This window comes from Nocardioides panaciterrulae (genome assembly GCF_013409645.1).
In the GTDB taxonomy this organism is placed as follows: domain Bacteria; phylum Actinomycetota; class Actinomycetes; order Propionibacteriales; family Nocardioidaceae; genus Nocardioides; species Nocardioides panaciterrulae.
In genome coordinates, this window is record NZ_JACCBG010000001.1 from 2,603,750 (window position 1) to 2,627,167 (window position 23,418).

Genomic DNA, 23,418 nt, shown 5'->3' on the forward strand with positions numbered 1-23,418 from the left:
CGGAACCGAAGCATCTAGGCTCTCCACATGACCCAATCCACCGTCGCCAGCCGCACCGGCGGGCCCGCCCTGCCCCAGGAGCGCCGCCTCGTCACCGAGATCCCCGGCCCGGGCTCGCTCGAGCGTCTCGAGCGCAAGCGCGCGCTCGTGGCGGACGGCGTCGGCACCACGCTGCCCGTCTTCGTGACCGCAGCCGGCGGCGGCGTGCTCGTCGACGTCGACGGCAACTCCCTCATCGACCTCGGCTCCGGGATCGCGGTGACCACGGTGGGGAACGCCGCGCCCGGGGTGGTGACCCGGGTGCAGGAGCAGGTCGCGGCCTTCACGCACACCTGCTTCATGGTCACGCCGTACGACGGCTACCTCGACGTGTGCGCGGCGCTGGCCGAGCTGACGCCCGGCGACCACGCCAAGAAGTCGGCGCTGTTCAACTCCGGCGCCGAGGCGGTCGAGAACGCGGTGAAGATCGCGCGGGTGGCGACCGGCCGCGACGCGGTGGTGGCCTTCGACCACGCCTACCACGGCCGGACCAACCTCACGATGGCGATGACGGCCAAGAACATGCCGTACAAGCAGGGTTTCGGGCCGTTCGCCGGCGAGGTCTACCGGGCCCCCATGTCCTACCCGTTCCGCGACGGGCTCGCCGGCGAGGAGGCCGCCGCCCGCACCCTCGACGTCGTCGAGAAGCAGGTCGGCACCGCCAACCTGGCGTGCGTGGTGATCGAGCCGATCCAGGGCGAGGGCGGGTTCGTGGTCCCCGCGCCGGGGTTCCTGCCCGCACTGGCCGAATGGTGCCGGCGCAACGACGTGCTGCTGGTCGCCGACGAGATCCAGTCCGGGTTCTGCCGCACCGGCGACTGGTTCGCCTGCGACCACGAGGGCGTCGTGCCCGACCTGGTCACGACGGCCAAGGGCATCGCCGGCGGCCTGCCGCTGGCCGGCGTCACCGGCCGCGCAGAGATCATGGACGCCGTCCACGTCGGCGGCCTCGGCGGGACGTACGGCGGGAACCCGGTCGCCTGCGCGGCCGCGCTCGGCGCGATCGAGGAGATGCGAAGCCACGACCTGGCCGGCCGCGCCCGCGAGATCGGCACGATCATGCACGAGCGGCTGACCGGGATCGCGGCCGAGCACCCGGTCGTCGGCGACGTCCGTGGCCGCGGCGCGATGATGGCCGTCGAGCTCACCGAGCCCGGCACCACACTCCCGGACCCGGTCCGCACCGCCGCGATCTCGGCGTACTGCCACTCCCAGGGCGTGGTCACGCTGACCTGCGGCACCTGGGGCAACGTGTTCCGCTTCCTGCCGCCGCTGGCCATCTCCGACGCCTTGCTGCACGAGGCCTTCGACGTGGTCGCGGAGGCGTTCCGCGCCACCGCCTGAAACGCGAGTCGGCGCTCGTTGACACGCTCGCGACACCAAGAGCACCGCCGAGTCGGCGCTCGTTGACACGTCGCGGCACCTCGAGGAACGCCGACTCGGCGCTCGTTGACACGTAGCGGCACCAAGAGCAACGCCGAGTCGGCGCTCGTTGACGCCCGGCTCGGTCAACCAGCGCCGACTCGGCGTACACCCCCCGTCAACCAGCGCCGACTCGGCGTACTCCCCTGTCAACCAGCGCCGACTCGGCGCACACCTCCCGTCAACCAGCGCCGACTCGGCGGGGTCTCCGGTCAGCGGGCGCCGGTGAGCCCCTCGGCGTGGCTGCCCGAGAGCCGCTGGGCAAGGTAGATCGGGACCGCGGAGAGCAGCACCAGCACCGCGGCCACCACGTTGACCACGGGCGCCTGGTTGGGGCGGAACAGGTTCTGGAAGATCCAGATCGGCAGGGTCTGGTCGGTCGCGCTGATCGTGAAGGTGGTGACCACGATCTCATCGAAGGACAGGCCGAAGGAGAGCAGCGCCCCGGCCAGCAGCGCCGAGCGCAGCATCGGGAAGGTCACCAGCCGGAACGTCGTCCACCGGCCCGCGCCGAGGTCCATCGAGGCCTGCTCGTAGTTGCTGCCGAGGCGTTGCACGCGGGCCTGGACGTTGTTGAACACCGTCACGATGCAGAACGTCGCGTGCGCGACCACCACCGTGAACAGGCTCAGCCCGACCCCGAGCACCGTGGTGAACATGTTGCTGAGCGCGATGCCGGTGACGATGCCGGGCAGCGCGATCGGCAGGATGATCAGCAGCGAGATCACGTTGCGACCGAAGAACCGGGTCGGTCGCAACGCCAGCGCGGCGAGGGTGCCCAGCACCAGCGAGACCGCGGTGGCGGCGAGGGCGACCTCCACGCTGGTCCACAGCGCCGAGCGCGCGCCGGTGCTGTGCGCGGCCACGTCCCACCAGTGCAGGGTCAGTTCGCTCGGCGGCCAGGTGAAGGTCTTGTCGGCGTTGAACGAGTTCAGCAGCACCAGCAGCAGCGGGGTGTAGATCACCACCAGCACCAGCGCCGTGAACCCGACGAGGACGGCGCGCAGGCCGCGGGAGATCTGCGTCATCGCGGCCTCACAGGTTCTCCAGCGCGCCGGTACGGCGTACGACGGCGAGGTAGACGAGCATGACCGCGATCGGGATGGTAGCGACGGCGGCCGCGAACGGCAGGTTGTTGGCGGCACCGACGTTGTTGTAGACCACGTTGCCGAGCAGCTGGCCGGTCCCGCCGACGATCGTGACCGCGATGAAGTCACCCATCGACAGCGAGAACGTGAAGATCGACCCGGCGACGATCGCCGGGAAGGCCATCGGCAGCACGACCCGCCGCAGTGTGGTCCACGAGTGCGCCCCGAGGTCGGAGGACGCCTCGAGCAGCGAGCCCGGCAGCCGCTCGAGCCCGGCGAAGACCGGCAGGATCATGTACGGCAGCCACAGGTAGGCCAGCGTCACCGTGGTCGCGACCAGCCCGTAGCCGGGTGTGTCGAGCCCGAACGGCGCCAGCAGCCACGAGATCAGGCCGTTCTCGGACAGCATCGCGCGCCACGCGTAGGCCTTGACGAGGTACGACGCCCACAGCGGCATCAGCACCGCGATCACCAGCAGCCGCTGGGCGCGGGCGGAGGCCACCTTGGCCATGTACAGCGCGATCGGGAACGCCAGCACCGCGTCGACGACCGTGACCAGCGCGGCGATCAGCAGCGTCCGGACCGTGATCGTGCGGTAGACGTCGATGGTGAACAGCTGCCGGAAGTTGTCCAGGGTCCAGACCCGCTGGATCTCGCCGGTGAAGTCGTCCTGGCTCCAGAACGCGGTGATCAGCAGCGCGGCCAGCGCGCCGAGGTAGGCGACACCGAGCCAGAGCATCGGCGGGAGGAGCAGCAGCCCCGTGCGTACGCCGGGCCGCGGTCGCCGCCGGCGCGCCCGGGACGGTGGCGGCCGGTCCGCCCCCGGGGGTCCGTCCGGCGCCGGGGGCTCCTCGAGGCTGGTCGCGGTCACGCTCAGCCCTTCACCTCGGTCCAGGCCTGCGTCCAGTCGCCGTAGTCGGTGCACTGGACGTCCTTGCGGCCGTCCAGGCAGTTGCTGATCGGGGTGGTCCAGTACCAGATCTTGTCGGCGTACTGCGCGTCGCTGGCGTGGTAGGCGTCGCAGAAGTTCTTCGCGGTCAGGTCGCAGGCCTTGGGGTTGGCCGGCGCCTCACCGAAGTACTGCGCGACGTCCGCCTGGGCCTGCGGGCCGGTGATGTAGTCCATCCACGCGTAGGCGCAGTTGGAGTGCTGCGACTTCGAGCTGACCATCCAGGTGTCCGACCAGCCGGTCGAGCCCTCCTGCGGCAGCACCGCCTTGACCGGGACCTTCTCGCCCTGGGCCACCTGCGCGATGACCTCCCAGGTGGTGCCGATGACCGAGTCGCCGGTGGAGAAGGCCTGCACCTCCTTGAGGTAGTCCGACCAGTACTCCGAGACGTTCTGCCGCTGCTTCTTCAGCAGGTCGACCGCCGCCTGCAGCTGGTCGGAGTCCAGCGCGTAGGGGTTGGTGATCTTCAGGCCGGGCTGGTGCTTCATCAGGTAGAGCGCGGCGTCGGCGATGTAGATCGGCGAGTCGTAGGCGGTCACCTTCCCGGCGTACTGCGAGGCGCCGGTGAAGACCGAGCCCCAGCTGGTCGGGGCCGGCTTGACCACGTCGGTGTTGTACATCAGCAGGTTGGCGCCCCAGCCGTGCGGGATGCCGTACATCTGCCCGTTCACCGAGTTCCAGTCCCGGTCCTTGAGGAACGGCGAGATGTCGGCGTAGTTCTTCACCAGGTCGGTGTTGACCGGGGCCACGTCACCGGCGGCGATCAGCCGCAGCGAGGCGTCGCCGGAGGCCGACACCACGTCGTACTGACCGGTCTTCATCAGCTTCACCGCCTCGTCCGAGGTGCCGAAGTACTTCACGTTGGCCTGGCAGCCGGTCTGCTTCTCGAACGGCGTGACCCAGTCGACCTTCGGGTCGTTGCTGCCGTCCTCGGCGTAGCCCGGCCAGGCCAGGATGTTGACCTGTCCCTCCATGCTGCCGAGCGACTGCTTCATCGGTACGTCGGGCGGGGTGAAGCCGCCGTTGGCGCTGGGGCTCGAGCCGCCGCCACCGCTGGTGCCGCATCCCGAGACCACTGCGAGCAGGGCGACGCCGGCGAGTACGCCGAGCCGTCGCGCGCCGGACCGGCGCGTGCCGGTCCGCCGAGGGCTGATCTTCCTCATGCTGTCTCCTCCTCGGGGGTCGTCGCCGGGTGGGGGGCTCCCCCAGCCAGCGCCACCAGGTGGTCGCGCTGCCAGACCAGTGCGACGGGTCGGTCACGCCGCTCGAGGGCGGCGTCGATGGAGCGGTCGGTGTTCTGGTGCGACACGGTGAGGGTGGTGCCGGCGTCGAGCTCGACGACCGAGTGCGTCGAGGCGCCGAGGTAGACCACCTCGCGCACGACGCCGCGCGCGACGCAGGTCCGGTCGTCGGGCGCCGGGGCCTCCTCGGGCGCGGTCATCCGCACCTTCTCGGGGCGGACCACGAATGTCCCGTCCTCACCGAGGAGCTTGCCGGCGACCTCGCCGGTGAGGAGGTTGGAGGTGCCGACGAAGCCGGCCACGAAGGCGCTGGCCGGCTGCTCGTAGAGCTCGACCGGGGTGGCGAGCTGCTCGATCCGGCCCTGGTTGAAGACCGCGATCCGGTCGCTCATCGTCAGCGCCTCCTCCTGGTCGTGGGTCACGAACACGAAGGTGATCCCGACGTCGCGCTGGATCTGCTTCAGCTCGATCTGCATCTCCCGGCGCAGCTTGAGGTCGAGCGCGCCGAGGGGCTCGTCGAGCAGCAGCACCTTGGGCCGGTTGACCAGCGCGCGGGCCAGGGCCACCCGCTGGCGCTGGCCCCCGGAGAGCTGGTGCGGCCGGCGGTCGCCGTACCCCTCGAGCCGCACGGTCGCCAGGGCCTCCTCGGCCCGGTCGCGGCGCTGGGTCCGCGGCACCCGCTTCACCCGCAGGCCGTACTCGACGTTCTGGCGCACGCTCATGTGCGGGAAGATCGCGTAGTCCTGGAAGACCGTGTTGACGTCGCGGCCGAACGGCGGCCGGTCGGTCACGTCCTCCCCGCCCAGCAGGATCGTCCCGGCGGTGGGCTGCTCGAAGCCGCCGACCAGCCGCAGCACCGTCGTCTTGCCGGACCCCGAGGGGCCGAGCATCGAGAAGAACTCGCCGTCGACGATGTCCAGGTCGAGCTCGTCGACGGCGCGCACCTCCCCGAAGTGCTTGCTCAGTCCCCGGAGCTCGATGGCGGTCGGCACGCTAGAGCTCCTTGCGTCCCCACGGGCTGCCGTACTCGGTGAGCAGGTCGAGGAAGGGGACCGCGTCGAACGCCTCCGGCCCCAGCACCCCCGCGCCCTTCCAGGTCCCGCGGGCGAGCAGCTCCAGCGCGATGACCGGGTTGATCGCGGTCTGCCAGACCACGCACTGGTGGCCGTACTCCTGCATCGTCCACTCGTTGTCGACGACGTGGTAGAGGTAGGTCGAGCGCGGACCGGTCGGGCTGCCCTGCTCGTCCTTGCCGGTGCCGGTGACCCACAGGCCGGCGCAGGTCTTGCCCCTCATCCGCGGCCCGACCGTGGCCGGGTCGGGCAGCACCGCCGCGACCACGTCGCGCGGGCTGACCTCGCAGTGCCCACCCGAAGCGGCCTTGACCCGCACCTTCTCGGTGCGGTCCAGCCCGAGCGTGTGCAGCACCTTGAGGATGTTGATGAACTCGTCGCCGAGGCCGTACTTGAAGGTCGCGCGCTTGCAGTCGATCCAGCGCGGCATGAGGAGCACCTCCTCGTGCTCGACGTTGACGCACTCCACCGGCCCGATGCCCTCGGGGAAGTCGAACACCTCGGGCTCGCTGAACGGCGCGGTGGTGTGCCACTCGCCCTGCCCGGACCCGTCGCCGGCCCAGATCACCGGCGGGTTGAGGCACTCCTCGATCGTGGTCCACATCGAGAACGACGGCGCGAAGATCTCGTTGCCGTCCTCGTCGGTCACCACGAGGTTGGCCCCGTCGCGGGTGCCGAGCTCGTCGATCTCGCTGAACAGGTGGTCGGCGGCGTAGCGCGCGAAGACGTCGGAGAGCCCGGGCTCGACGCCGATGCCGACCAGCGCCAGCCGGCCGGCCGACTCCCAGTCGCCGGCGAGCGCGAACTGCTCGTCGCCCAGCTTCACGCCCGGCTGCTCGTACGGCGCGTCCGGGTGCGGCCTCGACAGCGACATCGCCATGTCGAGGTAGTCGGCGCCGGCCTCGAACGCGCCGGCGAAGATCGACATGTTGAACACCGGGTCGACCGCGTTCATCACGTGGGTGATCCGGTGCTCCCGGCACAGCGCCACGATGGACTCGGCGGAGGAGGCGTCGACCTGGGCGGCGACGTACCGGCCGTCGACCTCGGCCGCCCGCTCGGCCCGGGCGGGGTCGTAGTCGGCCACCACGATGGCCTCGAAGAAGTCCCGGCGCGCCGCGATCGCGGCGAACGCCGCGCCGACGCCCCCCGCGCCGATCAGGAGGATCCTCATGAATTCACGTTGCCTTTCATCTCACTGGGTCTCGACCCGCGCGTCACGACCTCGTTCCTCGGTCGTGGCGCTTGCTCGACCCTCCTTCGCAACGCGACCCGCTCGTCCCTCGCGGCCCGCTGCTCAGTCACCGATGTAGGACATGACGTGCTTGACGCGCGTGTAGTCCTCCAGGCCGTACATGGACAGGTCCTTGCCGTAGCCGCTGTGCTTGAAGCCGCCGTGCGGCATCTCCGAGACGAACGGGATGTGGGTGTTGATCCACACCACGCCGAAGTCCAGGCCCCGCGACATCCGCATCGCCCGGCCGTGGTCCTTGGTCCAGACGCTCGAGGCGAGGCCGTACTCCACGCCGTTCGCCCAGCGCAGCGCCTCGGCCTCGTCGCTGAACCGCTGCACGGTCATCACCGGGCCGAAGATCTCGGTCTGGATCTGCTCGTCGTCCTGCCTCAGCCCCGAGAGCACCGTGGGCTCGTAGAAGTAGCCCTTGTCGCCCTGCCGGGTGCCGCCGGTCCGGACGCTGGCGTGGTCGGGCAGCCGGTCCACCATGCCGGAGACCCGCTCGAGCTGGCTCTGGCTGTTCAACGGCCCGTAGTAGGTGTCCTCGTCGTCGGGCAGCCCCGTCTTCATGCCCCGGGCGGCCTCGGTGAGCGCGGCGACGAACTCGTCGTGGATGCCCGGCCCGGCCAGCACCCGGGTCGCCGCGGTGCAGTCCTGGCCCGCGTTGAAGAGGCCGGCGCCGGCGATGCCCTCGGCGGCCTTCTCGATGTCGGCGTCGTCGAAGACGATCACCGGCGCCTTGCCGCCGAGCTCGAGGTGCACGCGCTTGAGGTCGGTCGCCGCGGATCCGGCCACCTCCATGCCGGCGCGCACCGAACCGGTGATGGCCACCATCTGCGGCGTCGGGTGCGCCACCAGGGCGCGGCCGGTGTCCCGGTCGCCGGTGACGACGTTGAGCACGCCGGGCGGGAGGAACTCCTGGCACAGCTCGGCGAGCAGCGTCGAGCTCGCGGGCGTGGTGTCGCTCGGCTTGAGCACGATCGTGTTGCCGGCCGCGAGCGCGGGCGCGATCTTCCAGATCATCATCATCAGCGGGTAGTTCCAGGGGGTCACCTGCCCCACGACGCCGATCGGCTCGCGCCGGACCCAGGAGGTGTGGTCGGCCATGTACTCGCCGGCCGAGCGTCCCTCGAGCACCCGCGCCGCGCCGGCGAAGAAGCGGAAGTGGTCGGAGGCGTAGGGCATCTCCTCGGCCATCGTCAGCCCGAGGGGCTTGCCGGTGTCCCGGCACTCCACCGCGTTGATCTCGTCCACGCGCGCCTCGATCGCGTCGGCGATCCTCAGCAGCGCGTTGCCGCGGTCCTGCGGGGTGCTGGCGCCCCAGGACTCGAACGCCTTCGCCGCGGCGGCGTAGGCCCGGTCGACGTCCTCCTTCCCCGACATCGGCGCACGGGCGTAGGTCTCGCCGGTGGTCGGGTCGATGACGTCGTAGGTCTCCCCCGACGCCGAGTCGACGAGCTCGCCGTCGATGACGTTCCGGAACGTCGTGTCTGCCATGGCTGTGGTCCCTCCGGTCCTGGTGGTGGGTGGCGCCACCCTAACCAGATGACAACGGATTGAGTAGGGCTCTGCGGTCCACGATGACGGAATCCGTCTTTTTCTGCGATCAGGCTTCGAAGACCGGCACCCCGTCGACCCACGTCGACACCACGCGGGCCGCCCCGACCTGGTCGGCCGGCGCGGCGAAGGGGTCGCGGTCGAGCACCACCAGGTCGGCGGCCGCGCCGCGCTCGAGGCGGCCGGCGTCGTCGCGGTGGTTCACCCAGGCCGAGCCGGAGGTGTACGCCGCGAACGCGGTCTCCAGCGCCAGCGACTGCTCCGGCAGGAACGCCTCCGACCCGAGCGGACCGGCCGCCCCGGCCGGCTCGTGCGGGCGGCGGTTGACCGCGACGTGGAGGGCCGCCAGGGGGTCCGGCGAGCTGACCGGCCAGTCGCTGCCGGCCACGAGGCGGGCCCCGGCCCGGTGCAGGTCGCCGAACGGGTACTGCCACCGGGCCCGCTCCTCCCCCAGGAACGGGAGCGTGAGGTCGACCATCTGCTCGTCCAGGCAGGCCCACAGCGCCTGGATGTTGGCGGCCACGCCGTGCCGGGCGAACCGGGCCACGTCGGTGGGGTGGACCAGCTGCAGGTGCGCCACGTGGTGGCGCAGGTCCCGGCCGTCGGCGCCGAGGGCCTCGAAGGCGTCCAGGGCCTCGCGCACGCCCCGGTCGCCGATGGCGTGCACGTGCACCTGGAAGCCCTCGGCCGCCACCCGGGCCACGTGCCGGCACAGCTCGTCGGGCGTGAGGAAGGAGCGACCGCGGTTGCCGGTCCGGTGTCCGCAGCGGTCGAGGTACGGCGCGGTCAGGGCGGCCGTGCCGTTCTCGGCCACACCGTCCTGCATGAACTTCACGCTGGTGGCCCGGAACCGACCGTGCGTGTACGCCGCGCGCCGCGCCACGAGCTCGGCCACCTGCTCCTCGCCGCGGTCGCGGTCCCACCACAGCGCCCCGACGACATGGCCGGTCAGGTCGCCGCGCTCGGCCGCCCGCCGGTACGCCGGGCCCGGGTCGCCCATCCCGGCGTACTCACCCACGATCGCGTCCTGCCAGCCGGTCACGCCCAGCGAGTGGAGGAACCCCTGGCCGGCCAGCAGCGCGGCGTCGTACTCCTCCTCGGCGGTGGGCGGCACCAGCCGGGACACCAGGCGCATGGCGCCCTCGTGGAGGGTCCCGGTGGGCTGCCCGCCGGGACCGCGCTCGATCCGGCCATCGGTCGGGTCGGGGGTGCGCGCGTCGATGCCGGCCAGCTGCAGCGCACAGCTGTTGACCCAGGCCCCGTGGTGGTCCCGGTTGGGCAGGAACACCGGCCGGTCGGCCACCGCGCGGTCCAGGTCGGCAGCCGTCGGCGTGCCGCCGGGGAAGGCGGGCATCGCCCAGCCGCCGCCCAGCACCCACGGCCGGTCGGGGTGCCGACGCGCGTACGCCGCCACCGCGGCGAGGTACTCCTCGCGGGTGTCGAGCACGGAGAGGTCGCACCGGATCCGTTCCAGGCCGCCCTGGACGGGGTGCACGTGCGCGTCGACGAAGCCGGGGGCGACCAGGCCTCCGGCCAGGTCGACCACGCGCACCTGCTCCGGGGCGGCGGCCAGGCGGGGGGCGAGGGCCTCGAGCTCGGGGCCGGCCAGGACCAGCGCGATCCGGTCGTCGCGCAGGACGACCGCGCCCGGCCCGAGGTACCGATGGCCGTCGAAGAGCGTTCCCCCGCGCAGGACGGTGGTCACCATGGGCGCCATTGAACCAGCGGGGGTCGCGCAGGTCATCCGCCAGGGTCTACATCGGCGACGGATTCCGCGTTCTCACCGAAGGTCGACCACGGAATCACTTGCCGGAATGCCGAATGACCGACAACATGGGGACATGGACCACGACCACCTCCAGCAGGCCGCCAAGGACCACCTGTGGATGCACTTCACCCGGCACTCCACCTACGACCATGCGGACGTGCCGGTGATCGTCCGGGGCGAGGGCGCCTACATCTACGACGACAAGGGCAAGCGCTACCTCGACGGGCTGGCGGGACTCTTCGTCAGCCAGCTCGGGCACGGCCGCGTCGAGCTCGCGGAGGCGGCGGCCAAGCAGGCCCGCGAGCTGGCCTTCATGCCGTTGTGGTCCTACGCCCACCCGCCGGCCATCGAGCTGGCCGAGCGGGTCGCCGGCTACGCCCCCGGCGACCTGAACCGGGTGTTCTTCACCAGCGGTGGCGGCGAGGCGGTGGAGACCGCGTGGAAGCTGGCCAAGAACTACTTCAAGCTCGTCGGCAAGCCGATGAAGCACAAGGTCATCAGCCGCTCCATCGCCTACCACGGCACCACCCAGGGCGCCCTGTCGATCACCGGGCTGCCGCTGCTCAAGCAGCAGTTCGAGCCGCTGGTCCCCTCGACCTTCCGGGTGCCGAACACCAACATCTACCGGTCCTCCGAGCACGGCGCCCCCGACGGGCTGAGCCCCGAGGCGTTCGGCCGCTGGGCAGCCGACCAGATCGCGATCGCGATCGAGAACGAGGGCCCCGACACCGTCGCGGCGGTCTTCCTCGAGCCGGTGCAGAACGCCGGTGGCTGCTTCCCGCCGCCGCCCGGCTACTTCCAGCGGGTGCGCGAGATCTGTGACGAGTACGACGTGCTGCTGGTCTCCGACGAGGTGATCTGCGCCTTCGGTCGGCTCGGCCACATGTTCGGCGCCGAGCGCTACGGCTACCAGCCCGACATGATCACCTGCGCCAAGGGCATCACCTCCGGCTACGCCCCGCTCGGCGCGATGATCGCCAGCGACCGCCTGATGGAGCCGTTCCTGGGCCCCGGCGCCAAGCTCGAGCACGAGCACATCCCGCCGGGCGCGCGGGCCGAGCACGGCTCCGGCGAGATGTTCGCCCACGGCTACACCTTCGGCGGGCACCCCGTCTCGACCGCGGTCGCGCTCGCGAACCTCGACATCTTCGAGAACGAGAAGGTGCTGGAGAACGTGCGCAGCAACGAGGCGGCCTTCCGCGCCACGTTGGAGCGGCTGCTCGACCTGCCGATCGTCGGCGACGTCCGCGGCGACGGCTACTTCTACGGCATCGAGCTGGTCAAGGACAAGGCGACCAAGGAGACGTTCAGCGACGAGGAGTGCGAGCGGCTGCTCTACGGCTTCGTCTCCAAGCAGCTCTACGCCGAGGGCCTCTACTGCCGCGCCGACGACCGGGGCGACCCAGTGGTCCAGCTCGCTCCCCCGCTCATCTGCGACCAGTCCCACTTCGACGAGATCGAGCAGATCATGCGCGTCGTCCTGGAGAAGGCCGGGGCGATGCTCTGACGAACGTTGAGTTGGGCCCCCCGCCGGTCCGAGTTGGGCCCCGCGCCGGCGCGGGGCCCAACTCATGCCGGCGGGGGGCCCAACTCAACAATCAGTCGTGGCGGGGGAACCCGAGGTCGATGCCCGGGCGGGTGGCGCGGGGGTCGGGCCAGCGGGAGGTGACGACCTTGCCGCGGGTGAAGAAGTGGATGCCGTCCATGCCGTGGGCGTGGGTGTCGCCGAACAGCGAGGCCTTCCACCCACCGAAGGAGTAGTAGGCCATCGGGACGGGGATCGGGACGTTGACGCCCACCATGCCGACCTCGACCTCGCGCTGGAAGCGCCGGGCGGCGCCGCCGTCGTGGGTGAAGATCGCGGTGCCGTTGCCGTAGGGGTTGGCGTTGACCAGCGCCAGGGCCTCGTCGTACGACGGGGCCCGGACCACCGAGAGCACCGGCCCGAAGATCTCCTCGTCGTAGAGCGACATCCCCGGTCGGACCCGGTCGAAGAGCGTCGGGCCCAGCCAGAAGCCGTCCGCCTCCCCGTCCGGCGCCACCGTGCGGCCGTCGACGACGAGCTCCGCGCCCTCGCCGGCCCCGGCCTCGACGTAGGAGGCGACCTTGTCGCGGTGCGCGCCGGTCACCAGCGGCCCCATGTCACAGCCCCGGCGGCCGTCGCCGGTGCGCAGCGCGGCCATCCGCTTCTCGATCAGCGGGACCAGCGCGTCGCCCACCGGGTCCACCGCCACCACCACGGAGACGGCCATGCACCGCTCCCCCGCCGATCCGAACCCGGCCGAGACCGCGGCGTCGGCGGCGGACTCCAGGTCGGCGTCGGGCAGCACCACCATGTGGTTCTTGGCCCCGCCGAGGGCCTGCACGCGCTTGCCGTGGCGGGTGCCGGTCTCGTAGACGTAGCGCGCGATCGGCGTCGAGCCGACGAACGAGACCGCCCTGACCGTCGGGTTCTCCAGCAGGGCGTCGACGGCCTCCTTGTCCCCGTGCACGACGTTGAACACACCGGCGGGCAGGCCGGCCTCGGCCCACACCTCGGCCAGCAGCAGCGCGGCCGAGGGGTCCTTCTCGCTCGGCTTGAGCACCACGGCGTTGCCACAGGCGATCGCGACCGGCACGAACCACAGCGGCACCATCACCGGGAAGTTGAACGGCGAGATCACCCCCACCACGCCGAGCGGCTGGCGCAGCGAGTAGACGTCGACACCGGTGGACACGCCGTCGCTGAAACCGCCCTTGAGCAGGTGCGGGGCGCCGCACGCGAACTCCGCGACCTCCAGCCCGCGCTGCACCTCACCCAGCGCGTCGTCGAGCACCTTGCCGTGCTCGGCGGTGATCACGGCGGCCAGCTCCTCGCGACGGCGGTGCAGCGCCTCGCGGAACGCGAACAGCACCGAGGTACGACGCGACAGCGACATCGCCGCCCACGTCCGCCCGGCCTCCTGCGCCTCCGCGACGACCGCGTCGACGTCGGCCGCGGTGGCGAACGCGACCCGGCCGGTGACCCGGCCCGTGGCTGGGTCGTGGACGTCGCCGTACCTCCCCCCGGTGCCGGCCCAGCGGGCGCCGTCGCGCCAGTGGTCGATGCGGGTGGGTTCGGTCATGCGGCACTCCTCGCGGGAAGGTGGCTGGCGGTCTCCGTGACGGTAGTCGACCGGGCCAGGCCGCGGGCCCGCTGCCTGCTGCGGAACTCGGCGCCGAGCACGATCGCGATCGAGATCAGGAACATCACCGTGCCGACCACGTTGACCTGCATCGGCACGCCGCGCTGGGCGACGCCCCAGACGTACATCGGGAAGGTCGTGGTGTTGCCGGCGTTGAGGTTGGTGATGATGAAGTCGTCGAAGGACAACGAGAAGCTCAGCAGCGCGGCGCCGAGGATGCCGGGGAAGACCAGCGGGAAGGTGATCCGCCAGAACGTCTGCCCGGGCGTGGCGTAGAGGTCCATCGCGGCCTGTTCGAGGTCGTCGTCCATGCCGGCCAGCCGGGCGCGCACGGTCACCACCACGAAGGACAGGCAGAACATGATGTGGGCGACCAGGATGGTCCAGAAGCCCAGCTGCCCCGAGAACCCGGTGGCCACGAACAGCGCGAGCAGCGAGGAGCCCAGCACGATCTCGGGGGCGGCCATCGGCAGGAAGATCAGCAGGTTCGACGCCGACCGGCCGGCGAAGTCGTGGCGCACCAGCGCGAACGCCGCCAGCGTGCCGAGGATCGTCGCCCCCAGGGTCGCCAGCAGCCCGATCTCCATGCTGCGGCCCAGCGCGTGGCACATGCTCGGGTCCTCGCACGGGTTCAGCCAGTTGTGCAGCGTGAAGCTGTTGAACTGGTAGACGAGCCGGTTCGCGGGGCTGTTGAAGCTCATCAGGACCACCACGGCGATCGGGATGAACGTGTAGGCCAGGACGAGCAGCCCCAGCAGCAGCACCAGGTGGTCGCGGATCCAACGCATCAGCGGACTCCGTTCGCTTCGCTCACAGCAGCTCCTCGGTCCCGGCGCGGCGCACGTAGGCCAGCACCATGCCGACGATCAGCACCATCAGGATCATCGACAGCGCCGCCGCCGCCGGATAGTCGTTGGCGTTGGTGAACAGGCTCTGGATCACGCTGCCGACCATCCGCTGGTTGGGGCTGCCGAGCAGCTGGACGTTGATGAAGTCGCCGGCGGCCGGGATGAAGGTCAGCAGCGTCCCCGACACCACGCCGGGAAGCGACAGCGGCCAGGTCACCTTGAAGAACCCGACGAACGGGTTCGCGTAGAGGTCGCTGGAGGCCTCGATCAGCCGCGGGTCGATCTTGTCGAGGCTGGCGAAGAGCGGCAGCACCATGAACGGCAGGAAGTTGTAGGTCAGGCCGGCGATCACCGCCACCGGAGTGGCCAGCAGCCGGCCGTCCGGGCCGAGCAGGTGCAGGAACTGCAGGCTGTTCACGACGAACCCGTCGTCGGCGAGGATCAGCTTCCACGCCAGCGTGCGGACCAGGAAGCTGGTGAAGAACGGGGCGATCACCAGCACCAGCAGCAGGTTCTTCCAGCGCCCGGACCGGAACGCGATCGCGTAAGCGAGCACGTAGCCCAGCAGCAGGCAGAGCAGCGTCGCGGCCGCGCCGTACGCCAGCGCGCGCACCAGCGGCTGCCAGTAGTCCTGGAGCGCGTGCCAGTAGTTGCTCCACTCGTAGGTCATCGTGTAGCCCCGGAAGTCCGACCCCGAGGGGTCGAAGAGGCTGGTGGCCAGCAGCGAGTAGAACGGGATGACGAAGAACAGCACCAGCCACAGGGCGGCCGGGATCAGGAGCAGGTAGCCGATGGCCCCCCGACGGCGGACGTCGCTCATCGCCGGCTCAGCCCTCGTCGCCGCGCTGGGCGCCGGCGGAGGCGTCCTGGCTGAAGTCGAGCAGGAAGGAGTACTCCGGGCGCCAGGACAGCTCGACCCGCTCGCCGACGCGGAAGAGCCGCCGGTGCCCGGTGTTCTGGGCGAAGACCTGGAGCTCCTGGCCCCACGGCATCCGCACGAGGTACTGCGTGCTGACGCCGACGAAGCTGACGTCGCTGACCACGCCCCCGGGCACGCTGTTGCCCGGCGCGTCGAGCTCCTCGCCCTCCTCGCCGATCAGGACCTTCTCGGGCCGGATGCCGACCCAGCCCTTGTCGCCGTCGGCGTGGGCGCGGGCGGCGGGGATCGAGACCGTGATGCCGTGCATCTCCACCCTGACCAGGTCGGCGGCCCGCTCGCGGACCGCCCCCTCGATCAGGTTCGACTGGCCGAGGAAGTTCGCCACGAAGGTCGACCGGGGGTTCTCGTAGAGCTCCGAGGGCGAGCCCATCTGCTCGATCAGGCCGCCGTTCATCACCGCGACGGTGTCGGCCATGGTCATGGCCTCCTCCTGGTCGTGGGTCACGTGCACGAAGGTCTGGCCGACCTCGGTCTGGATCCGCTTGATCTCGATCTGCATCGACCGCCGCAGCTTGAGGTCCAGGGCGCCCAGCGGCTCGTCGAGCAGCAGCACCTGCGGCTCGTTGATGAGCGCGCGGGCGAGCGCGACCCGCTGCTGCTGGCCGCCGGAGAGCTGGGCCGGCTTCTTGCGCGCCTGGGTGGTCAGCTCGACCAGCTCGAGCATCTCGTTGACCTGCCGCTCCACCTCGGGCCGCTTGCGCCGGCGCAGGCCGAAGGCGACGTTCTCGAAGATGTCGAGGTGCGGGAAGAGCGCGTAGCTCTGGAAGACGGTGTTCACCGGACGCCGGTACGGCTTGGCCGTCGTGATGTCCTCACCGGCGAGCGTGATCGACCCCGAGGTCGGGGTCTCCAGACCCGCCACCATCCGCAGCGTCGTCGTCTTGCCGCAGCCCGACGGGCCGAGCAGCGCGAAGAACGAGCCGCTCGGGATGTCGAGGTCGAGGTCGCGCACGGCGGTGAAGCCGCCGAAGGACTTCGTGACCCCCCGCAGCCGGAGACCGTCGAAGTGGTCGCCCGCGGCGACCGGAGCGGTGTGGTCGTGCTCAGCCACCTGTGACATTGGCGAAGTCCCTCTCGTACTCGACGATCTGCTTGTCGTCCAGGGCCATGAACCCCCAGGTCACCGAGAGCATGGAGTCGTCGGGGAAGATCAGCTGGTTGTCCACGAGGGACGGATCGATCTTCTCCATCTCCTGCTGGGCTCCCTTGACCGGGCAGATGTAGTTGACCCAGGCCGCCAGCTTCGCGGCGACCTCGGGCTCGTAGTAGTAGTTGATCCACGCCTCGGCGTTGGCCTCGTGGGTGGCCTGGTTGGGCACCATCATGTTGTCGCTCCACAGCGACAACCCCTCCTCAGGCGTCACGAACTTGATGTCCGGGTTGTCGAACTGGAGCTGGATCACGTCGCCCGACCACGCCTCGCAGGCCACGATGTTGCCCGCCGCGAGGTCCTGGATGTACTCGTTGCCCGTGAAGGAGCGGACCTGGCCGCCCTGCACCGCGGCATCCAGCTTGTCGATCGCCTGCCCCCACTGGGTCGGGGTGAACTTCTCCGGGTTGGCGCCCACGATCTTGAGCATGAACCCCATCGTGTCCCGCATCTCGGAGAGCAGGGTGATCCGGCCCGAGAGGTCGGAGCGAGTGATCAGATCCTCGAAGCTGCCGACCTCCTTGACCATGGAGGCGTTGTAGGCGATGCCGGTCAGGCCGCTCTGCCACGGCGCGTGGAACCGCTCGTCGGGGTCCCAGGGCTTGTTCCGCAGCGGGTCGATCAGGTTGGCGTGGAGGTTCGGGACCTTCTTCTTGTCCAGCGGCTGGATCCAGCCGAGGCCGATCATCCGGGCCGCCATCCAGTCGGTCAGGATGATCATGTCGCGGTCGATGGTCTGGCAGGCGCTGAGCTGGTTCTTCACCTTGGCGTAGAACTCGGCGTTGTCGTTGATGTCGTCGGTGTAGCTGACGCTGATCCCGGTGCGGTCCTCGAACACCTGGAAGGTGGAGGTCGCTTTCTTCCTCGGGTCGATGTAGCCCGGCCAGTTGGAGATCACCAGCTGCTTGTCCTGGGCCGAGACGTCGGTGGCGCGGCAGTTCGCCGGGACCTGCTGGGCTCCGTCGACCGCGAAGAACGGCAGCTTCAGCGCGGCCAGGCTGGCGCCCGCGAACGCCACGCCCCCGGCCCCGCGGAGCAGTCCGCGCCGGCTCAGGCCGGGGCCGGTGTACGGCTGGTCAGGCGGCATTCCACTCCCCTTCGGGTGGGTGCATCGATGGCTGGGATCGTGCCACGACCTCGACCCCACGACAAGCGAAACCGTCGAGATAAAACCTGCTCGCAACGAAATCGCTCGTCCGAGGCGGACAGCACAACCGGACCCTCCGAACCATCCGCCACGTGTGCCTCGCCTCCGCAACCTTTGACCGCGGCCCTCACCCCTGCGAGCATGCGCCCATGACCCGCAAGACCGCGCGCCCCGGCGCCCAGCTCGACGAGGTGTCCAGGGCGATCATCGAGCAGCTCCAGCAGGACGGTCGACGGTCCTACGCCGCTATCGGCAAGGTCGTTGGTCTCTCCGAGGCCGCCGTACGCCAGCGCGTGCAGCGGCTCATCGACGGCGGCGTCATGCAGATCGTCGCCGTGACCGACCCCCTGGAGCTCGGGTTCGCCCGCCAGGCGATGGTCGGCGTGCGGGTGTCCGGGCCCCTCGAGCCGGTCGCCGACCAGGTCGCCGAGCTCGAGGAGGTGGACTACGTCGTGGTCACCGCCGGCAGCTACGACCTGCTCGTCGAGGTCGTCTGCGAGAGCGACGAGCACCTGCTCGAGCTGATCTCCGCCAAGCTGCGGATGATCGAGGGCGTGGTCGCCACCGAGACGTTCATGTACCTCAGGCTGCGCAAGCAGACCTACTCCTGGGGCGTCCCGCTCACCCAGTCATGACCGGCGGGCTCTCGTTCTGGCACGAGACGGCCCGCCCCGGCCGCACCCGCCGGCCGGCGCTGCCCGGCGACCTCGACGTCGACGTGGCGATCGTGGGGGCGGGCTACACCGGGCTGTGGACCGCGTACTACCTGGCCGAGGCCGACCCGTCGCTGCGCATCGCCGTGCTGGAGGCCGAGACCGCGGGGTACGGCGCGTCCGGCCGCAACGGCGGCTGGTGCTCGGCGCTGTTCCCGGCGTCGCTCCCGGCGCTGGCGGGGCTGGCGGGGCCGGCCGGGCTGGCCGGCCGCGCCGGCGCGCTCGCCCAGCACCGCGCGATGCGGGCGACGGTCGACGAGGTGGTCCGGGTCGCCGCGGCCGAGGGGATCGACGCCCACGTGGCCAAGGGCGGCACGATCATCCTGGCCCGCAGCCGGGCCCAGTGGCAGCGCGCGCGGGAGGAGGTGCGGGCCGCCCGGGAGTGGGGTCGCGGCGAGGACGAGCTGCTCCTGCTCGGCGCCGACGAGGCGCGACGGGTCCTCGCCGGCGCCGGCACCCGCGGCGCGACGTACACCCCGGACTGCGCGGCCCTGCACCCCGCCCGGCTGGTCCACGGACTCGCCGACGCCGTGCTGCGCCGGGGCGTGGACCTCTTCGAGGGCACCCGGGTGACCTCCATCGAACCGGGCCGCGCGCACACCCGGCACGGCCTCGTGCGCGCCGACGTCGTGGTCCGTGCCACCGAGGGGTGGACGCCCCGGCTGCCGGGCCACGAGCGCGCCGTGGCGCCGGTCTACTCGCTGGTGATCGCGACTGAGCCCTTGTCCCCCGCGGTCTGGGAGCAGGTCGGGCTGGCCCGCCGCGAGACCTTCAGCGACCACCGGCACCTGATCATCTACGGCCAGCGCACCGCCGACGACCGGCTGGTCTTCGGCGGCCGCGGCGCGCCGTACCACCTCGGCTCCCGGGTCCGTCCGGAGTTCGACCGCGACGAGCGGGTCTTCATGCGCCTCTACGCGACGCTGCTGGAGATGTTCCCCGCGCTCGCCGGCACCCGGGTCACCCACGCCTGGGGCGGCCCGCTGGGGATCCCGCGGGACTGGTGCGCCTCGGTCGGCCTGGACCGGAGCACCGGCCTGGGGTGGGCGGGCGGGTACGTCGGGGACGGCGTCGCCACCACCAACCTCGCCGGCCGGACGCTGCGCGACCTGGTGCTCGGGCACGACACCGACCTCACCCGGCTCCCGTGGGTCGGCCACCGCTCCCGCCGGTGGGAGCCCGAGCCGCTGCGTTGGCTGGGCATCAACGCCGGGCTGCGCGCGACGACGCTGGCCGACGCCGAGGAGCGGCTCACCCGGCGGCCCAGCCTGGTCGCCCGGGCCGTGGCGCCGCTGCTCGGCGGCTGACCCCGCGCGGGAGCGTCAGCGCCGCGCCTGCGCCGCGGTGTCCAGACCGTTGGCGGCCGTGCGGGCGGGCCGCTCGGTGGCCCGCAGCCACGCGTCGAAGAAGCCCGAGAGATCCGCACCGCTCACCCGCTCCGCGAGCGCCTGGAACTGTCCGGTGGAGCCGGTGCCGGCCGCGTGCTGCTGCAGCCAGGTCCGCAGCAGCGTCCAGAAGGCGTCCTCGCCGATCCGCTGTCGCAGCGCCTCGAGGGTCATCGCGCCCCGCTCGTAGACCGACCGGTCGAACAGGTGCGCCGGCCCCGGGTCGGCGATGTCGAGGTCCCAGAACGACGCGCCGGCCGGGTTCGCGTCGTACCAGCGCTCGAGCCAGCGCCGGGCCGGCTCACCGCCGTGCGTCTCGGTCCAGTGCACCTGCATGAAGGTCGCCGCGCCCTCGTTGAGCCAGACGTCGCGCCACGCCGCGATCGAGACGTCGTCGCCGAACCACTGGTGGGCGAGCTCGTGCACGACCGTGCCGATCGCCCCGGCGGCCAGCACCGGGTAGGTCGGCCGGGTCTGGTTCTCCAGCGCGAACCCGGGAGCCAGGCTGGTCGTGAGGCCGCCGGTGGTCGAGAACGGGTAGGGCCCCAGCCGCTGCGCGAGCCAGTGCACCACGCGCGGCGACTGCAGCATCAGGTGCAGCGAGCGGCGCCGGGTGCGGACCGGCACCTGACGCGAGACCGCCACCAGCCACGGCAGCCCGTCGTGGACGCCGCGCCGCACCACGAAGTCGCCGACGGCGACGAACGCGAGGTACGGCGCCATCGGCTCCGCGGCCGTCCAGTGCGTCGTGGTCCAGCCGCCGTGGTCGACCCGGGAGACCCGGCGGCCGTTGGACACCACGTCCAGCCCGCGCCGGGCCCGCAGGTGCAGGTCGAACACCGCCTTGTCCGAGGGGTGGTCGTTGGCGGCGAACCACCACGGCGCCATGTGCGGCTCCCCCATCGCCACCACCTCGGTCTCGTCGGCCAGCCAGCTGTGCTCGCCGTCCCAGCCCAGCTCGCCGGGCCGGCCGGCGTAGCGGACCACCACGTCGTACGTCGCGCCCGCGTCGACCGGCGCCTCGACCCGCAGCTCGTGTGCGTCCGGCCGGCTCCAGGGGACCGCGACCCCGTCGACGGTGACGCCGCGGACCGGCAGCAGCAGGTCGAGGTCGAAGCCGCGCAGCGACGCGGTGGCCGTGAGCGTGACCCGGGTGCGCCCCCGCAGGGACCGGTCGGCGAACCGCCAGCGGTCGTGCACCTCGTAGCGCTGCACGTCGATGCCGCCGTTGCCGTCCTCGGGGAAGTAGGCGTCGCCGATGCCGGCGGCCCCGTAGGGCACGGGGTCCGCGGCGTGGACCGGGCCGGGGACGAACGCCGCGAGCAGGAGGCTCACGAGGACCAGGCCCGCGAAGGCGAGGCCCGCGAGGGCGGGGGTCCGGCGCGGCCGGAGCCCGCGACCGGGCGGGAGACGGTGCACGTGGCGCAACCTAGCCGAGGAGGGCCTCCGCTCGCGCGCCGTCGCTAATTGCGTTGCGCGAGGAGCCGGCCGGTGGTCACCATGGCCGCACCCGGGCGCTGCGCCTCCAGCCGCGCAGCCGTGCCCATGACCGAGAGGAGCCGTGACATGACCATCACTGTCCTCGGCCTGTCCGCAGACCGTTCCCCTCTCACCTCATGGAGCACCTCCAGCGATGTCACACGACTTCACGCAGGACCAGCAGTACGTCTCTGACAACCTCGTCCGGCTGCCGGAGCAGCCGAGCGACGAGAAGACCCGGCTCGAGGGCATCGACCCGTCGTTCGTCTTCGAGTTCGCCGCCTACGACGACCTCGACGACGACCAGCGCTGGTCGACCTGGCACGACGTCGAGCCGCTCAGCCGCGGGCCGGAGCCGCGGCCCGACTGGGTCGTGACCTCCCGCGGCGCGATCGACACCGAGCTCGGCATCCTCAAGACCGGGAAGGAGGCCGACGTCTTCCTCCTCGAGCGGGCCGATCCCCACGACCCCTCCGCCGGGGTGGTGATGGCGGCCAAGCGCTACCGGGACAGCCGGCACCGGGCCTTCCACCGGGCCGCGGCCTACACCGAGGGCCGGAGCACGAAGCGGTCCCGCGACGAGAGGGCCCTCCGGCGCAACAGCACCTGGGGCAGGATCGTGGCCGCCGGCGAGTGGGCGGTCTCGGAGTGGGACGCGCTCACGCGGCTCTGGTCGCTCGGGCTGCCGGTGCCCTACCCGGTGCAGGTCGACGGGACCGAGCTCCTCATGGAGTGGATCACCGTCGACGGCGAGACCGCACCCCGGCTCGCGCAGACCAGACCCTCGGCGGCGCTGCTCGCGTCGTACTTCGAGCAGCTGCGCGAGGCGCTGGCCGCCATGGTGCAGCACGGCGTGGTGCACGGTGACCTGTCGGCCTACAACATCCTGGCGGCCGGGGACCGGCTCGTGATCATCGACCTGCCCCAGATCGTCGACCTGGTGGGCAACGCGTCCGGGATGGACTTCCTGATGCGGGACTGCGCCAACGTCTGCGGCTGGTTCCGGGCCCGCGGGCTGGAGGTCGACGAGCACGACCTGTTCGGGGAGCTGCTCGCCCACGCGTTCTGATCTCCCACCCACCGGTCCCGGGTAGGTTGCGGCTGTGAGACGCACCCGGGGCCGGCAGGTCGAGATCGACTCGCTGGAGGACTTCGACCGGCGGCTGGCCCGCGGCACCACCCGGCTCTCCGGCTGGTGGGTGCACGGCGTGGACCTGTCGGGCCGCACCGAGCAGCTGGCCGCCTGTGACGTCGCGGGCGCGTCGTTCCTGGCGTGCACCTTCGCCGACGGCGACGCCGAGCGGATCGAGGGGCGGGGCGCGATCGTGTTCCCCGCGCTGCCGGGCGTGCCGGTCGACCCCTACCGCAGCCGGCTCTACACCGCGGGCGAGCTGTTCGACGAGCGTCCGTACGCCGCCAGCCTCGACGCCCGCGCCTATGCGTGGTCGCGCGGGCCCCAGGCGCCCCGGGCGATGCTGGCCCGCGCCCTGCACGACCACGCGATCGACGAGGCCCTCACCGCCTGGGTGGGCGACCGCCGGCTGGTCGGCGTGATGGGCGGGCACGCACTGGAGCGCGACGACACCGGGTACGCCGATGCGGCCCGGCTCGGCCGGCTGCTCGCGGCCGGCCACACCGTGACCACCGGCGGCGGTCCGGGCGCGATGGAGGCGGCCAACCTGGGCGCGCGGCTGGCCGACCGGACCGAGGACGAGCACGGCCAGGCGCTCTCGGAGCTGGCCACGGTCCCGTCGTACCACCCCACGATCGGCGCCTGGGCCGACATCGCGCTCGACGTGCTGGAGAAGTGGCCCGGCGAGACCGAGACGCTCGGCATCCCCACCTGGTTCTACGGCCACGAGCCGCCGAACGTCTTCGCCACCGCGATCGCGAAGTACTTCCGCAACGCGACCCGCGAGGCGATCCTGGTGCAGGTCTGCGACGCCGGGATCGTCTTCCTCCCGGGCGTCGGCGGCACCGTCCAGGAGGTGTTCCAGGACGGCTGCGAGAACTTCTACGCCGACGAGTCCTCGGTGGCGCCGATGGTGCTCGTCGGGCGCCGGTACTGGACCGAGACGGTCCCGGCCTGGCCGCTGCTGCGGTCGCTCGCGCGGGGTCGGCCCATGGAGCCGCACGCCCATCTCGTCGACACCGTCGACGAGGCCGCGGACCTCGTCGAATCCACCACCGCGGGGGCCGGCAGACCCTAGGGTTCGTGTCC

19 protein-coding genes are annotated in these 23,418 nt (G+C 71.6%); 6 read left to right on the forward strand and 13 right to left on the reverse strand.

Features of this window, described 5'->3' with window-relative positions; all coding sequences use genetic code 11:
- Positions 1-27 precede the first annotated feature (27 nt).
- Complete coding sequence (gene gabT / locus BJZ21_RS12350) at positions 28-1,383, forward strand: 4-aminobutyrate--2-oxoglutarate transaminase (protein WP_179664026.1); 1,356 nt, start codon at positions 28-30, stop codon at positions 1,381-1,383.
- Between the two features lie 290 nt (positions 1,384-1,673).
- On the opposite strand, the gene BJZ21_RS12355 is transcribed toward gabT, so the two are convergent.
- The 7 genes from BJZ21_RS12355 to BJZ21_RS12385 all read right to left on the reverse strand — a co-directional run bounded on the left by BJZ21_RS12355 (position 1,674) and on the right by BJZ21_RS12385 (position 10,311).
- Complete coding sequence (locus BJZ21_RS12355; protein WP_179664027.1) at positions 1,674-2,489, reverse strand: ABC transporter permease; 816 nt, start codon at positions 2,487-2,489, stop codon at positions 1,674-1,676.
- Positions 2,490-2,496: 7 nt separating this feature from the next.
- Complete coding sequence (locus BJZ21_RS12360) at positions 2,497-3,420, reverse strand: ABC transporter permease (RefSeq protein WP_343052120.1); 924 nt, start codon at positions 3,418-3,420, stop codon at positions 2,497-2,499.
- A gap of 2 nt (positions 3,421-3,422) precedes the next feature.
- Positions 3,423-4,661, reverse strand: coding sequence for an ABC transporter substrate-binding protein (locus BJZ21_RS12365; protein ID WP_179664028.1), 1,239 nt, complete (start codon positions 4,659-4,661; stop codon positions 3,423-3,425).
- A complete protein-coding gene (locus BJZ21_RS12370) occupies positions 4,658-5,731 on the reverse strand; it encodes an ATP-binding cassette domain-containing protein (protein WP_179664029.1) in 1,074 nt (357 codons plus the stop codon). Before BJZ21_RS12370 ends, BJZ21_RS12365 begins: the two co-directional genes overlap by 4 nt.
- A 1-nt stretch (position 5,732) precedes the next feature.
- The gene (locus BJZ21_RS12375; protein ID WP_179664030.1) at positions 5,733-6,986 is read right to left on the reverse strand and encodes a saccharopine dehydrogenase family protein; all 1,254 of its coding nucleotides are present in this window, start codon (positions 6,984-6,986) and stop codon (positions 5,733-5,735) included.
- A gap of 123 nt (positions 6,987-7,109) precedes the next feature.
- Positions 7,110-8,543 (reverse strand): gamma-aminobutyraldehyde dehydrogenase, encoded by a 1,434-nt coding sequence (locus BJZ21_RS12380; RefSeq protein ID WP_179664031.1) that lies wholly within the window; start codon positions 8,541-8,543, stop codon positions 7,110-7,112.
- Positions 8,544-8,652: 109 nt separating this feature from the next.
- Positions 8,653-10,311 (reverse strand): amidohydrolase, encoded by a 1,659-nt coding sequence (locus BJZ21_RS12385; protein WP_179664032.1) that lies wholly within the window; start codon positions 10,309-10,311, stop codon positions 8,653-8,655.
- 133 nt (positions 10,312-10,444) lie between these two features.
- Here BJZ21_RS12385 and BJZ21_RS12390 point away from each other — a divergent pair, with 133 nt between their 5' ends.
- Positions 10,445-11,878 (forward strand): aspartate aminotransferase family protein, encoded by a 1,434-nt coding sequence (locus BJZ21_RS12390; protein ID WP_179664033.1) that lies wholly within the window; start codon positions 10,445-10,447, stop codon positions 11,876-11,878.
- 91 nt (positions 11,879-11,969) lie between these two features.
- On the opposite strand, the gene BJZ21_RS12395 is transcribed toward BJZ21_RS12390, so the two are convergent.
- From BJZ21_RS12395 to BJZ21_RS12415, 5 genes are read right to left on the reverse strand one after another with little or no spacing between them, the layout of a single operon-like run.
- Positions 11,970-13,475 (reverse strand): CoA-acylating methylmalonate-semialdehyde dehydrogenase, encoded by a 1,506-nt coding sequence (locus tag BJZ21_RS12395; RefSeq protein WP_179664034.1) that lies wholly within the window; start codon positions 13,473-13,475, stop codon positions 11,970-11,972.
- Entirely contained in the window at positions 13,472-14,323 is an 852-nt protein-coding gene (locus tag BJZ21_RS12400) for an ABC transporter permease (protein WP_179664035.1), read from the reverse strand. Before BJZ21_RS12400 ends, BJZ21_RS12395 begins: the two co-directional genes overlap by 4 nt.
- Positions 14,324-14,345: 22 nt before the next feature.
- Positions 14,346-15,203 carry an ABC transporter permease gene (locus BJZ21_RS12405; protein ID WP_179664036.1) on the reverse strand — a complete coding sequence of 286 codons (858 nt, stop codon included), beginning with the start codon at positions 15,201-15,203 and terminating at the stop codon, positions 14,346-14,348.
- Positions 15,204-15,210: 7 nt separating this feature from the next.
- Positions 15,211-16,374, reverse strand: a complete 1,164-nt coding sequence (locus BJZ21_RS12410) for an ABC transporter ATP-binding protein (protein WP_343052121.1) — start codon at positions 16,372-16,374, stop codon at positions 15,211-15,213.
- Positions 16,367-17,560, reverse strand: a complete 1,194-nt coding sequence (locus tag BJZ21_RS12415; protein WP_179664038.1) for a polyamine ABC transporter substrate-binding protein — start codon at positions 17,558-17,560, stop codon at positions 16,367-16,369. Before BJZ21_RS12415 ends, BJZ21_RS12410 begins: the two co-directional genes overlap by 8 nt.
- Positions 17,561-17,769: 209 nt before the next feature.
- Between BJZ21_RS12415 and BJZ21_RS12420 the strand changes: the two genes are divergently transcribed.
- Positions 17,770-18,255 carry an Lrp/AsnC family transcriptional regulator gene (locus tag BJZ21_RS12420; protein ID WP_179664039.1) on the forward strand — a complete coding sequence of 162 codons (486 nt, stop codon included), beginning with the start codon at positions 17,770-17,772 and terminating at the stop codon, positions 18,253-18,255.
- On the forward strand, positions 18,252-19,640 hold the full coding sequence (locus tag BJZ21_RS12425; RefSeq protein WP_179664040.1) for an NAD(P)/FAD-dependent oxidoreductase: 1,389 nt from the start codon (positions 18,252-18,254) through the stop codon (positions 19,638-19,640). The genes BJZ21_RS12420 and BJZ21_RS12425 overlap by 4 nt, the downstream gene beginning before the upstream one ends.
- Before the next feature lie 15 nt (positions 19,641-19,655).
- Here the strand turns inward: BJZ21_RS12425 and BJZ21_RS21775 are convergent, their stop codons facing one another.
- Positions 19,656-21,137, reverse strand: a complete 1,482-nt coding sequence (locus BJZ21_RS21775) for a M1 family aminopeptidase (protein ID WP_179664041.1) — start codon at positions 21,135-21,137, stop codon at positions 19,656-19,658.
- 214 nt (positions 21,138-21,351) lie between these two features.
- Here BJZ21_RS21775 and BJZ21_RS12435 point away from each other — a divergent pair, with 214 nt between their 5' ends.
- Both BJZ21_RS12435 and BJZ21_RS12440 read left to right on the forward strand, forming a co-directional pair.
- Entirely contained in the window at positions 21,352-22,266 is a 915-nt protein-coding gene (locus BJZ21_RS12435) for a serine protein kinase RIO (protein ID WP_179664042.1), read from the forward strand.
- A 34-nt stretch (positions 22,267-22,300) separates the two neighbouring features.
- Positions 22,301-23,407, forward strand: a complete 1,107-nt coding sequence (locus BJZ21_RS12440; protein ID WP_179664043.1) for an SLOG cluster 4 domain-containing protein — start codon at positions 22,301-22,303, stop codon at positions 23,405-23,407.
- Positions 23,408-23,418 lie beyond the last annotated feature (11 nt).